Raw genomic sequence first — 12,337 nt, forward strand, 5'->3', positions numbered from 1 at the left:
GTCTGTTATCCTCAGGCTGCGCCAACCAGCAGGCACCGTACGGCGATAAACAGCGCCAGTGCCAGGGTCGAGGCTACCCACATCAATCGAATCGTTCGGGAAATGTCATCTACTGAAATGCCGCGCTGCGCGTCGCCTATCCAGGGTTTTTCAACACGCTCGCCAAAGTAGTCATTCGGGCCGCCAAGACGAATACCCAGCGCACCGGCAACAGAGGCTTCTGACCACGCGCAGTTAGGACTGCTGTGGTTGTAGCGATCCCGCCAGCCGATATGCAGGGCGCGATAGCCGTCGTAACGACACAACGTCGCGGCAATGCTCAGCAGCAGCCAGCTCAGACGCGCCGGGATAACGTTCGCAATATCATCCAGACGGGCGCTGACCATACCAATGGCGCGATATTTTTCGTGTTTATAGCCAACCATTGAATCGAGGGTATTTACGGCTTTGTACGCCATTGCCAGCGGCGCGCCGCCCAAAAAGAGGAAAAAAAGCGGGGCGATGATGCCGTCTACGGTGTTCTCGGCGACCGTTTCCACCACGGCACGATTAACCTGTTCAGGCTGTAACTGTGAGGTATCCCGTCCGACAATCCATGACAGCTTCTCGCGGCTTTCAGCTAAATCGCCCGCCCGCAGCGGGCGTTCAACATCGCGGGCAGCATTCGCAAGACAGCGGCCAGCCAGCACGGTAAAAATCATCCAGATCTCTACCAGCCAGCCAAACCAGGGATGGATCGCGCTCGCCAGAGCCAGCACGCCCCAGGAAACCGCCCACGTCACGCCGACCACCACCAGCCACATCACCGCTCCGCCAATGCGCAGCGATCTGTCGCTATGGCAGTAACGCCGCACAACACGTTGAGTTGCTGAAATTAAGTTGCCAATCCAGCGTACCGGATGCGGCCAGTTCTGCGGATCGCCAATAACGAAATCCAGAAGCCAGGCGATACACCACGCAAGCACGGTCATAGCGCCTCCCTTCCTGCCGCCAGCCAGTGGTTCAGCATTGCAGGGCGTTGTGCGAAATGAACGTGAAGGTAGCTTGCAAAGGTATTTCCCACCTGCCAGCCGCCAGACCATTCCTGCAATGTCTTACCATCGCGGACTTTACGGCACGCCATCACCGCCGGGTTTTCCGGGAGAAAATCAGAATAGTGGAACTCATGTCCACGCAGCACTTCGCCTGCCGCCGCCAGCAGCGTTTGCTCTCTGGCCTGCGCTTCGCAGTAGCCAAAGCGGGTCAACCGTTTCCCCATTTTGCTGTGCCCCGGAATCACATCCACCATCCGGTGAATCTCTCCACTGGCGTCCTCCAGGGTACTGCCGAGGTACATCAGCCCGCCGCACTCTGCGTAAATCGCCACGCCGCGCTGATGGGCGGCGCGCATTTGCGCCAGCATTGGGGTGTTCGCCGCCAGCGCGCCGGCGTGTAGCTCGGGGTATCCGCCTCCCAGCCAGATCATCTGGCATTCCGGCAGCGTGCTGTCATGCAGTGGACTGAAACGCGTCATCGTTACGCCAGTACGTTCCAGCAGTTTGATGTTATCGGGATAGTAAAAGTTAAACGCTTCGTCATCCGCGATGGCAACGGTAAGTCCTTTTCCCGCCTGCGGGTCGGGTAACGCCGGCCACTCGCCAGCAGGCAGCGCGGTTAGCTGACTCAGGGAAAGAAGCGCATCAATGTCCAGCGTTCGTTCAAGCGTATCGGCAAAATCCTGCCACGGCTGTTGATTAACGACGGACTCACGCGCGGTAATCAGCCCCAGATGACGCTCCGGCAACGCCACGCCTTCCACTCCGGGAACATAGCCAAGCACCGGTAGCGAACAATAGCGTTCAATCGCCGTTTTCAGGAGTTGGTAGTGAGTTTCGCTATTAACGCGATTAACAATCACGCCAGCGATATTGAGGTCAGGATCAAAGTGCTGAAATCCCATTACCATTGCGGCAATGGAGGTAGAAACGGCTTTACCGTCCACCAGTAAAATCACGGGGCAGCCCAGCTGTTTCGCCATCGCCGCCGTACTACAGTAGTTCGGGTCGGTGCCATAGCCGTCATAGAGTCCCATCACGCCTTCGATCACCGCGACGTCCGCCTGCTGCATGTGTTCACAAAACAGCGCGTTAAGCACGGGCTCCGGGAGCATAAAGCTGTCGAGGTTACGGGACGCACTGCCGCATACTGCCGTATGCCAGCCGGTATCGAGATAATCAGGGCCGACTTTGCATGGCTGAACACGCATTCCACGTCTTTTCAGCAGACTCAGCAGACCAAGCGTGACGGTGGTTTTACCACAGCCGCTTCCGGTCCCTGCGAGAATAAATGCGTGAAGCTTTGCCGCCATACCCTGATCCTGTTCAGGGTGGTAGAGGTATTGTTTAGCTGCGTATTACCCCAGTCTTTCGACTGTACGCTACTGAGCAACCCACTTCCCACCGAAGTTGTTGGTAAATACCGACAGGCAGGTCTTCTGGCTTAGCGTCCTCCTCGCCCGTCCTTCCCAATCTTGCGATCAGTGGTCTTACGGGGTCGTCAGCATCACAGCAGCGGGGGCTGCGGGGGATTCTCACCCCCTTCCCTGACACAAATGTGCCAAACCTGTCGGCTGATGTTATGAGCATCACTTTCTCGCTCATAACGACAATTAAATTTTAATTACCTGTTACGCGCCATTATGCCAACGCAATGGTGTAATGACGCCTGTTTTGAATGAAACACTGCGCAAAAGAATAATGAAACCTATTCATAATGACACTGTATCTCATCACAAAAATAAAAACTGGCTCAGTTTATCCTTCAGATAACATTATTTTGTTGCGCTATGACAATTTATTGCTCTGCTATAGTTTTTTTCATTTTATAATGACTGACATACAATACGATATCAAAAATCGGCAATAGCAAAATATTGCTATTTATGCGGACTCGGCGGACGAATTATCATTTATTTGCTGACGGAAAGCCTGTGGCGTGATCTGATAGGTCTGACGGAACACTTTGCAAAAATAACTGGTTTGAGAAAAGCCTAAATTACGTGCAATGCTGGCGATACTCCAGTCACTGTGACAAAGCAGCTCTCTGGCGCTGGCCATGCGCTGTTGGTTTACCCAGGCATTAAAACCGATTCCCTGATATTTCTTGAATAACTTACTAAAGTAGTACGGGCTGAGGTAGACGTGAGAAGCGACATCTTCAAGGCGAAGATCGTCCGATAAATGCGCATCAATGTAGCGTAACGCTTTCTTCATTTTGCTGTCGTGGGGATTGGGCCCACGTTGCGAACGAGCAGGTTCCGCTTGCGGCGGATTGTCTTTGATAACAACAAAATTAAGTTGTTTTTTAAGGCAATTTTCCACAATCAGCTTCAGCAGATCCGCAGAGGCTATCACCCGCGCGTAGTCCATTTCGGGGACGTTTCGGAACTCATTCAACAGTTCAGGATCGGCCTGCCAGCGATCATCGACATTAAGAATATCAACCAGTCCGACATCATCGCTTAAACGTACCTGACCGCATAACACAAACCCCACCAGATGACCGGCAATCACCAAAGGAATGGAGAAATCGGTTAGCCCGGCATGGCAACGATAAATACAGGGCTGATCTGATTTTGACGCTTCCAGCCCCCCGCAGCGATCGCTCATACGGCAACGAATACTGTGTTGAGGATGTTGACGCATTAGCTGACAAAAAGGCGTGAAATTGAATAACTCAGAAATTTCATCACCGTGAATATTGACAACCACGACCGCCAGACTGGTGGCTTGTGCAAAATCCTGTGCGATTTTATTAATGAGTTCTGAGTTCAGGGCACTCGCAGAAATCATGATAAAACCCCTCAGTTAATTTATTGTTGCAAATAGAACATTTATTTCACATTTACCTTTCATCATCACCATACTGTATTAGTGATAAAAAAGTATAAGGGACAATAACAAAAGTCTCCCATCCGTGGGAGACGTTTTGACCAGTTCGTGAAACCAGATCACGAAATGATTTTACGTGTTTCAAAAATACATACGTCCCGTCGTGTTAACGTCCATTTTCCTCCAGCTTACAGGTATTGCACGGTAAATTTTTACCAATCAGGTAACGATAAACCGCAGCTCCGGCGCAAGCTCCGACAATCGGCGCAATAATCGGCACAATAAAATAAGGAATATCGCGCCCACCGGTCATGGCAATGTCTCCCCAACCGGCAAACCACGCGAATAATTTTGGACCAAAATCACGCGCCGGATTCATCGCAAACCCCGTAAGCGGCCCGGTAGACGCCCCGATAACGGCAACCAAAATACCGATAAGCAAAGGCGCCAGCGGCCCTTTAGGAACCCCATTGCCATCATCGGTCAGCGCCATGATCATCCCCATCAGAATCGAGGTAATGACCACTTCGACCAGCGCCGCCTGCCATACGCTCAGCGCGGCTGCCGGGTAGGTACTGAAAATACTGGCAAGTTGCAGACTCTCCACGCTGCCGCGCACCATATGGTTCGCCGCTTCAAACTCGGTAAATAAGCTACCGTAGAGCAGATAGGCCAACAGCGCGCCGCCAAACGCTCCGGCAACCTGAGCGATGGAATAAGGCAAGACCTTTCGCCCAGGGAAACAGGCAAACAACCACAGCGCAATGGTAATCGCCGGGTTCAGGTGCGCGCCCGATATCCCGGCCGTGAGATAAACGGCAAGCGAGATCCCAAGCCCCCAAATGATGCAGATCTCCCATAGCCCCAGACTCGCACCCGCAACCTTTAATGCACTCAGGCAACCGATACCAAAGAACAAAAACAGCCCGGTGCCCAAAAACTCGGCAATACATTGTGCTTTTAGTGAATCGTTCATTGTGACACCTTCTAAGCAGAGTTCGTGTCTTTACCAGCACAACGCCGTACTGGCAGTAGAGTACAACGAGCATCACTATAAAAAGCGGCACCTGTAAATTGTTGGCAATCTGCCGTTAACCTGCCCCGAAAAATCGTGTTGCTATAGCAAAATATTGCTCTCTGTTTATTCTCCAGGGCAATAATGGAGCGTACTCTAACGAATAAAATGCCAGATTAGGAATAATAAAAAATTGCGATCACCAGATATTCGTTTTCAAACAAATATCACAATTCCATTTTTCGCGTAGCAAAAGTTATTTATTTTGTCACCCTGTAAAATGTAAAAATGGAATAGCGAAAACGAAATAATCATATCAAAAACAACACACTAAACATTTAAATTCAACGAGTTATAAAAAATCACAGCAATTTAGTGCTATTGAGCACCCATTATTTTTTCATTCTCTTTTTCAAGTCAGCCATTCTTTTTCCTCGCTTCTTTTTATAGTCATCAACATCGGGACAACCCAGGCGAGGTCTTTATGCAACAAGAAGCATTAGGAATGGTAGAAACCAAAGGCTTAACCGCAGCCATAGAGGCCGCAGACGCAATGGTGAAGTCAGCCAATGTGATGTTAGTCGGCTACGAAAAAATTGGCTCCGGGCTGGTAACGGTCATCGTTCGCGGTGACGTTGGCGCAGTAAAAGCGGCAACCGATGCGGGCGCCGCTGCCGCACGCAACGTGGGAGAAGTGAAAGCCGTACACGTTATTCCACGCCCTCATACCGATGTAGAAAAAATCTTACCGAAGGGAATTAGCCAATGAGCAGCAATGAACTGGTGGAACAGATCATGGCGCAGGTGATTGCCCGTGTGGCAACGCCAGAACAAACGGCCATTCCTGAAGAAACCCACCCAATACGAGAGACGGCTATGGCAGAGAAAAGTTGCAGTTTAACGGAATTTGTCGGCACCGCGATTGGCGACACCGTCGGTCTGGTGATCGCAAATGTGGACAGTGCCTTACTGGAAGCGATGAAGCTGGAAAAGCGCTACCGCTCCATCGGAATCCTTGGCGCGCGAACTGGCGCAGGCCCACACATTATGGCCGCCGATGAAGCAGTAAAAGCGACCAATACCGAAGTGGTCAGCATTGAGCTTCCCCGCGATACCAAAGGCGGCGCAGGCCACGGTTCGCTGATTATTTTAGGCGGCAATGATGTTTCGGACGTGAAGCGCGGCATTGAAGTTGCGCTGAAAGAACTCGACCGGACGTTCGGCGACGTATACGCCAATGAAGCCGGACATATCGAGCTGCAATACACCGCCCGCGCCAGCTATGCGCTTGAAAAAGCCTTTGGCGCGCCAATTGGCCGCGCCTGCGGCGTGATTGTCGGCGCCCCCGCCTCTGTTGGCGTGCTGATGGCGGATACCGCGCTGAAATCCGCCAATGTTGAGGTCGTGGCTTACAGCTCTCCGGCACACGGCACCAGCTTCAGTAACGAAGCCATTCTGGTGATTTCCGGGGATTCCGGCGCGGTGCGTCAGGCGGTTATTTCAGCCCGTGAAATCGGCAAAACCGTTCTGTCCACCCTCGGCACGACGCCGAAAAACGATCGTCCGTCCTACATCTGATATCCGTGAGGCTGATTCATGAGATCGAAAAGATTTGAAGCACTGGCGAAACGTCCTGTGAATCAGGACGGCTTCGTTAAGGAGTGGATCGAAGAAGGCTTCATTGCGATGGAAAGCCCGAACGATCCCAAACCGTCGATTAAAATCGTTAACGGCGCGGTTACCGAGCTGGACGGCAAAGCCGCCAGCGAATTTGACCTGATCGACCACTTTATCGCCCGCTACGGTATTAACCTGGCGCGCGCGGAAGAAGTGATGGCGATGGACTCGGTCAAACTCGCTAATATGCTGTGCGATCCAAACGTCAAACGCAGCGACATCGTTCCGCTCACCACGGCGATGACGCCAGCAAAAATCGTTGAAGTCGTCTCACACATGAACGTGGTAGAGATGATGATGGCGATGCAAAAAATGCGCGCCCGCCGCACGCCTTCTCAGCAGGCGCATGTCACCAACGTGAAAGACAACCCGGTTCAGATTGCCGCCGATGCCGCAGAAGGCGCGTGGCGTGGGTTTGATGAGCAAGAGACAACGGTTGCGGTTGCGCGCTACGCCCCGTTCAATGCTATCGCTCTGCTGGTGGGTTCCCAGGTCGGTCGCCCAGGCGTATTAACGCAGTGTTCACTGGAAGAAGCCACCGAACTGAAGCTCGGTATGCTGGGCCACACCTGCTACGCCGAAACCATTTCCGTCTATGGTACTGAACCGGTCTTTACTGATGGCGACGATACCCCCTGGTCAAAAGGCTTCCTCGCCTCTTCCTATGCCTCTCGCGGCCTGAAAATGCGCTTTACCTCGGGGTCGGGTTCCGAAGTACAGATGGGCTATGCTGAAGGCAAATCAATGCTCTATCTGGAAGCCCGCTGTATCTATATCACCAAAGCCGCAGGCGTTCAGGGTCTACAGAACGGTTCTGTCAGCTGCATCGGCGTTCCTTCCGCCGTACCGTCAGGCATTCGCGCCGTACTGGCGGAAAACCTGATCTGCTCCGCGCTGGATCTGGAATGCGCCTCCAGTAACGACCAGACCTTCACCCACTCCGATATGCGTCGTACCGCGCGTCTGCTGATGCAGTTCCTGCCGGGTACTGACTTCATCTCCTCGGGTTATTCCGCCGTACCGAACTACGACAACATGTTTGCCGGTTCAAACGAAGATGCGGAGGACTTCGACGACTACAACGTTATCCAGCGTGACCTGAAAGTGGACGGTGGTCTGCGTCCGGTTCGCGAAGAAGACGTTATCGCCATCCGTAATAAAGCCGCGCGCGCGCTGCAAGCCGTGTTTGCCGGAATGGGGCTGCCGCCGATTACCGATGAAGAGGTTGAAGCCGCAACCTACGCTCACGGCTCGAAAGATATGCCTGAACGTAACATCGTCGAAGACATCAAGTTCGCGCAAGAGATCATCAACAAAAACCGTAACGGTCTGGAAGTGGTGAAAGCCCTTGCAAAAGGCGGTTTCACCGACGTCGCGCAAGACATGCTCAACATCCAGAAAGCCAAGTTAACCGGAGACTATCTGCATACCTCCGCCATTATCGTCGGCGACGGGCAGGTGCTCTCTGCGGTGAATGACGTCAACGATTATGCCGGTCCGGCAACAGGTTATCGCCTGCAAGGCGAACGCTGGGAAGAGATTAAAAACATCCCTGGCGCACTCGATCCCAACGAACTTGGCTAAGGGGTGAAAAATGGAAATTAATGAAAAGCTGCTGCGCCAGATAATCGAAGACGTGCTGTCCGACATGCAAACCAGCGATAAGCCCGTCTCCTTTCGCGCACCGACAGCATCAACTTCGCCGCAAGCCGCAGCACCGCAAGACGACGGTTTTCTGACGGAAATTGGCGAGGCCAGACAAGGTACGCAGCAGGATGAAGTGATCATTGCCGTGGGCCCGGCATTTGGCCTGTCGCAGACCGTGAATATCGTCGGCTTGCCGCACAAAAATATCCTGCGTGAAGTGATCGCCGGTATTGAAGAAGAAGGCATTAAAGCCCGCGTGATCCGCTGCTTTAAATCCTCTGACGTGGCGTTCGTCGCCGTTGAAGGCAACCGCCTCAGCGGCTCCGGCATTTCAATCGGTATTCAGTCAAAAGGCACTACCGTTATTCATCAGCAAGGGCTGCCGCCGCTCTCCAATCTGGAGTTATTCCCTCAGGCGCCGCTGCTGACGCTGGAAACGTATCGTCAGATTGGCAAGAACGCCGCGCGCTATGCGAAGCGTGAGTCACCACAACCGGTTCCGACCTTAAATGACCAAATGGCGCGCCCGAAGTACCAGGCGAAATCCGCCATTCTGCACATTAAAGAGACGAAGTATGTCGTGACGGGCAAAAACCCGCAGGAACTGCGCGTGGCGCTTTAACAAAGGATACCTCCATGAATACCGACGCAATTGAATCGATGGTTCGGGACGTGTTGAGCCGCATGAACAGCTTGCAGGGCAACGCACCTGCTCCAGCCGCAGCAAGCGCATCAACGCATACCGCAAAAGTGACGGATTATCCGCTGGCGAATAAACATCCAGAATGGGTAAAAACCGCCACCAATAAAACGCTGGATGAATTCACGCTGGAAAACGTCCTCAGCGACAAAGTGACTGCACAGGATATGCGTATCACGCCGGATACGCTGCGCATTCAGGCGGCTATCGCCAGAGATGCCGGACGTGACCGCCTGGCGATGAACTTTGAGCGCGCAGCGGAACTGACCGCCGTACCGGACGATCGAATCCTTGAGATCTACAACGCTCTGCGTCCATACCGCTCGACGAAAGAAGAGCTGATGGCTATCGCAGACGATCTGGAAAATCGCTATCAGGCGAAGATTTGCGCAGCTTTCGTGCGTGAAGCGGCAACGTTATACGTCGAGCGTAAAAAACTCAAAGGTGACGATTAATTTTAGGGAAATACGATGCGATACATAGCTGGCATTGATATTGGCAACTCATCAACAGAAGTCGCGCTGGCGCGGCTGGATGAGGCTGGCGCGCTGACCATTACCGGCAGCGCGCTGGCGGAAACCACCGGAATTAAAGGCACATTACGAAATGTGTTTGGTATTCAGGAGGCGCTTACGCTTGCGGCAAAAAACGCAGGCATCAATGTCAGCGATATTTCGCTTATCCGCATCAACGAAGCCACACCGGTCATTGGCGATGTCGCGATGGAAACCATCACGGAAACCATCATTACCGAGTCCACAATGATCGGCCATAACCCTAAAACCCCAGGCGGGGTCGGTCTGGGTGTGGGAGTGACCATTACGCCGCAAGAGTTATTAACCCGCCCGGCGGATACGCCTTATATCCTGGTCGTGTCATCGGCGTTCGATTTCGCCGATGTCGCCACCATGATTAACGCCTCCGTACGCGCCGGATATCAACTCACCGGCGTCATTTTGCAGCAAGACGACGGCGTCCTGGTCAGCAACCGCCTGGAACAGCCTTTACCGATCGTCGATGAAGTGCTCTATATCGACCGGATTCCGCTGGGCATGCTGGCCGCAATTGAGGTTGCCGTACCAGGGAAAGTGATTGAAACGCTCTCTAACCCTTACGGTATTGCCACGGTTTTCGGCCTTAATGCCGAAGAAACCAAAAATATCGTCCCTATGGCGCGCGCGCTGATTGGCAATCGCTCCGCCGTCGTCGTGAAAACGCCATCAGGGGATGTCAAAGCACGCGCCATTCCCGCCGGGAATCTGGAACTGCTTTCTCAGGGACGCACGCTCCGTGTAGATGTTGCCGCCGGTGCTGAAGCCATCATGAAAGCGGTGGGCGAATGCCGCAAGCTGGACAACGTGACCGGCGAAGCCGGTACCAATATTGGCGGCATGCTGGAACATGTACGCCAGACCATGGCGGAACTGACCAATAGGCCCAGCAACGAGATCTTCATTCAGGATTTGCTGGCTGTCGATACTTCCGTTCCGGTGAGCGTTACCGGCGGGCTGGCTGGCGAATTTTCTCTGGAGCAGGCCGTGGGCATCGCCTCAATGGTGAAATCCGACCGTCTGCAAATGGCGATGATCGCCCGCGAAATCAAACAGAAGCTGAGTGTTGACGTTCAGGTTGGCGGTGCTGAGGCTGAAGCGGCGATTTTAGGCGCGTTGACGACTCCCGGCACCACGCGTCCGCTGGCGATTCTCGATTTGGGCGCAGGTTCGACAGATGCCTCCATCATCAATCCCAAAGGGGAGATCATTGCCACCCACCTCGCAGGGGCTGGCGATATGGTCACGATGATTATTGCCCGTGAGCTGGGTCTGGATGACCGCTATCTGGCAGAAGAGATTAAAAAGTATCCACTCGCGAAGGTGGAAAGCCTTTTTCATCTGCGTCACGAAGATGGCAGCGTCCAGTTTTTCCCCACCCCGCTGCCGCCAGCCGTATTTGCCCGCGTATGTGTGGTGAAGCCTGATGAACTGGTTCCATTACCCGGCGATTTAGCGCTGGAAAAAGTACGCGCCATTCGCCGCAGCGCCAAAGAGCGGGTTTTCGTCACTAACGCCCTGCGCGCGCTGCGCCAGGTCAGCCCGACCGGCAACATTCGTGACATTCCTTTTGTTGTGCTGGTTGGCGGATCGTCTCTGGATTTCGAGATCCCGCAACTCGTCACCGATGCGCTGGCGCACTATCGCCTGGTGGCCGGTCGCGGAAACATTCGCGGCACAGAAGGCCCGAGAAATGCGGTCGCGACCGGGCTGATTCTCTCCTGGCATAAGGAGTTCGCGCATGGACAGTAACGCCAGTACCCCGGCTATCGTTATTTCGACCATCAATGACGGTATCACGGTCTGGAAAGAGGTGCTTCTCGGTATTGAAGAAGAAGGTATCCCCTTTGTTATCCAGACGCAGACTGACGGTGACGTGACCCATTGTGCCTGGCAGGCGGCGCGTCGGTCTCCGCTACTCGTCGGCATCGCCTGCGACAAAGAAAAGCTGGTTGTGCATTACAAGAATTTACCCGCATCAGCGCCGCTTTTTACGCTGATGTATCACCAGGACAGCCATGCCCGGCGAAGTGCTGGTAACAACGCGGCAAGGTTAGTCAAAGGGATCCCCTTTCGGGATCTGAATACCTAAGCAACAGGAGAATCGCAGTATGAACAACGCACTGGGACTGGTTGAAACAAAAGGGTTAGTCGGCGCTATCGAAGCCGCTGACGCCATGGTGAAGTCCGCCAACGTGCAACTGGTGGGCTATGAAAAAATCGGCTCCGGCCTGGTCACCGTTATGGTTCGCGGTGATGTTGGCGCGGTTAAAGCGGCAGTCGATGCGGGAAGCGCCGCAGCAAGCGCCGTGGGCGAGGTGAAATCTTGCCACGTTATTCCACGTCCGCACAGCGACGTTGAGGCCATTTTACCCAAGTCAGCCTAAACGGCCGCAACCAAGGAGCACAGCGTGAAGCAATCACTGGGATTACTTGAAGTTAGTGGTCTGGCATTAGCCATCAGTTGCGCGGATGTCATGGCGAAAGCCGCTTCCATCACGCTGGTGGGGCTTGAGAGAACCAACGGTTCTGGCTGGACGGTGATCAAAATCACCGGTGATGTGGCCTCCGTGCAGTCCGCCATCATCACCGGTGCCAGTTTTGCCGATCAGCAGCAGGGGCTGATCGCCCATAAAGTTATCGCCAGGCCTGGGGAGGGGATTCTTTCCCGCGCGACGGTTATTCCGCCCGCGCCCATGCCAGCCCCGGAACCTGAAACAGAACCTGAATCTGAACCTGACGTCGTTGTTGTAGAAGAGTCAGTACCGGAAGCAGAACCCGAAGCCGGAATGGTCAGTTGCAATCTCTGTCTTGACCCTGCCTGTAAGCGGCAAAAAGGCGAGCCCCGGTCACTCTGCCTGCATTCAGGTAAGTGAGG

13 protein-coding genes and 1 riboswitch are annotated in these 12,337 nt (G+C 53.7%); of the genes, 9 read left to right on the forward strand and 4 right to left on the reverse strand.

The window, feature by feature from the left end; all coding sequences use genetic code 11:
* Window positions 1-11: 11 nt before the first annotated feature.
* From cbiB to pduF, 4 genes are all read right to left on the reverse strand, one after another.
* Window positions 12-971, reverse strand: coding sequence for an adenosylcobinamide-phosphate synthase CbiB (gene cbiB / locus OGV79_RS17825; protein WP_047462732.1), 960 nt, complete (start codon window positions 969-971; stop codon window positions 12-14).
* On the reverse strand, window positions 968-2,347 hold the full coding sequence (locus tag OGV79_RS17830; protein ID WP_286468763.1) for a cobyrinic acid a,c-diamide synthase CobB: 1,380 nt from the start codon (window positions 2,345-2,347) through the stop codon (window positions 968-970). Before OGV79_RS17830 ends, cbiB begins: the two co-directional genes overlap by 4 nt.
* 99 nt (window positions 2,348-2,446) lie before the next feature.
* Window positions 2,447-2,620: riboswitch (cobalamin riboswitch) on the reverse strand.
* 298 nt (window positions 2,621-2,918) lie between these two features.
* Window positions 2,919-3,830: a transcriptional regulator PocR gene (gene pocR / locus OGV79_RS17835; protein ID WP_012131773.1), complete on the reverse strand. Its 912-nt coding sequence runs from the start codon at window positions 3,828-3,830 to the stop codon at window positions 2,919-2,921.
* A 205-nt stretch (window positions 3,831-4,035) separates the two neighbouring features.
* Entirely contained in the window at window positions 4,036-4,845 is an 810-nt protein-coding gene (pduF, locus tag OGV79_RS17840; RefSeq protein WP_012131772.1) for a propanediol diffusion facilitator PduF, read from the reverse strand.
* Window positions 4,846-5,368: 523 nt separating this feature from the next.
* Here pduF and pduA point away from each other — a divergent pair.
* Genes pduA through OGV79_RS17885 form a run of 9 tightly spaced genes read left to right on the forward strand, consistent with a single transcriptional unit; the run spans window position 5,369 to window position 12,335 of the window.
* Window positions 5,369-5,653, forward strand: a complete 285-nt coding sequence (pduA, locus tag OGV79_RS17845) for a propanediol utilization microcompartment protein PduA (RefSeq protein ID WP_001183618.1) — start codon at window positions 5,369-5,371, stop codon at window positions 5,651-5,653.
* Window positions 5,650-6,462 (forward strand): propanediol utilization microcompartment protein PduB, encoded by an 813-nt coding sequence (gene pduB, locus OGV79_RS17850; RefSeq protein WP_112001953.1) that lies wholly within the window; start codon window positions 5,650-5,652, stop codon window positions 6,460-6,462. The genes pduA and pduB overlap by 4 nt, the downstream gene beginning before the upstream one ends.
* A gap of 18 nt (window positions 6,463-6,480) precedes the next feature.
* Complete coding sequence (gene pduC / locus OGV79_RS17855; RefSeq protein WP_047462720.1) at window positions 6,481-8,145, forward strand: propanediol dehydratase large subunit PduC; 1,665 nt, start codon at window positions 6,481-6,483, stop codon at window positions 8,143-8,145.
* 10 nt (window positions 8,146-8,155) lie between these two features.
* Window positions 8,156-8,830 carry a propanediol dehydratase medium subunit PduD gene (pduD, locus tag OGV79_RS17860; protein ID WP_286468764.1) on the forward strand — a complete coding sequence of 225 codons (675 nt, stop codon included), beginning with the start codon at window positions 8,156-8,158 and terminating at the stop codon, window positions 8,828-8,830.
* A gap of 14 nt (window positions 8,831-8,844) precedes the next feature.
* Complete coding sequence (gene pduE / locus OGV79_RS17865) at window positions 8,845-9,363, forward strand: propanediol dehydratase small subunit PduE (protein ID WP_012131768.1); 519 nt, start codon at window positions 8,845-8,847, stop codon at window positions 9,361-9,363.
* A gap of 15 nt (window positions 9,364-9,378) precedes the next feature.
* Window positions 9,379-11,211, forward strand: coding sequence for a diol dehydratase reactivase subunit alpha (locus OGV79_RS17870; RefSeq protein WP_286468765.1), 1,833 nt, complete (start codon window positions 9,379-9,381; stop codon window positions 11,209-11,211).
* Window positions 11,201-11,551 carry a glycerol dehydratase reactivase beta/small subunit family protein gene (locus OGV79_RS17875; RefSeq protein ID WP_114848177.1) on the forward strand — a complete coding sequence of 117 codons (351 nt, stop codon included), beginning with the start codon at window positions 11,201-11,203 and terminating at the stop codon, window positions 11,549-11,551. Before OGV79_RS17870 ends, OGV79_RS17875 begins: the two co-directional genes overlap by 11 nt.
* A gap of 19 nt (window positions 11,552-11,570) precedes the next feature.
* Window positions 11,571-11,846 carry a propanediol utilization microcompartment protein PduJ gene (gene pduJ / locus OGV79_RS17880; protein WP_004853788.1) on the forward strand — a complete coding sequence of 92 codons (276 nt, stop codon included), beginning with the start codon at window positions 11,571-11,573 and terminating at the stop codon, window positions 11,844-11,846.
* Between the two features lie 24 nt (window positions 11,847-11,870).
* Window positions 11,871-12,335 carry a BMC domain-containing protein gene (locus tag OGV79_RS17885; RefSeq protein WP_047462701.1) on the forward strand — a complete coding sequence of 155 codons (465 nt, stop codon included), beginning with the start codon at window positions 11,871-11,873 and terminating at the stop codon, window positions 12,333-12,335.
* The last annotated feature ends 2 nt before the right edge of the window (window positions 12,336-12,337 follow it).

Origin of the sequence: Citrobacter sp. CK185 (assembly GCF_030333565.1) — a bacterium.
Classification (GTDB): domain Bacteria; phylum Pseudomonadota; class Gammaproteobacteria; order Enterobacterales; family Enterobacteriaceae; genus Citrobacter_B; species Citrobacter_B koseri.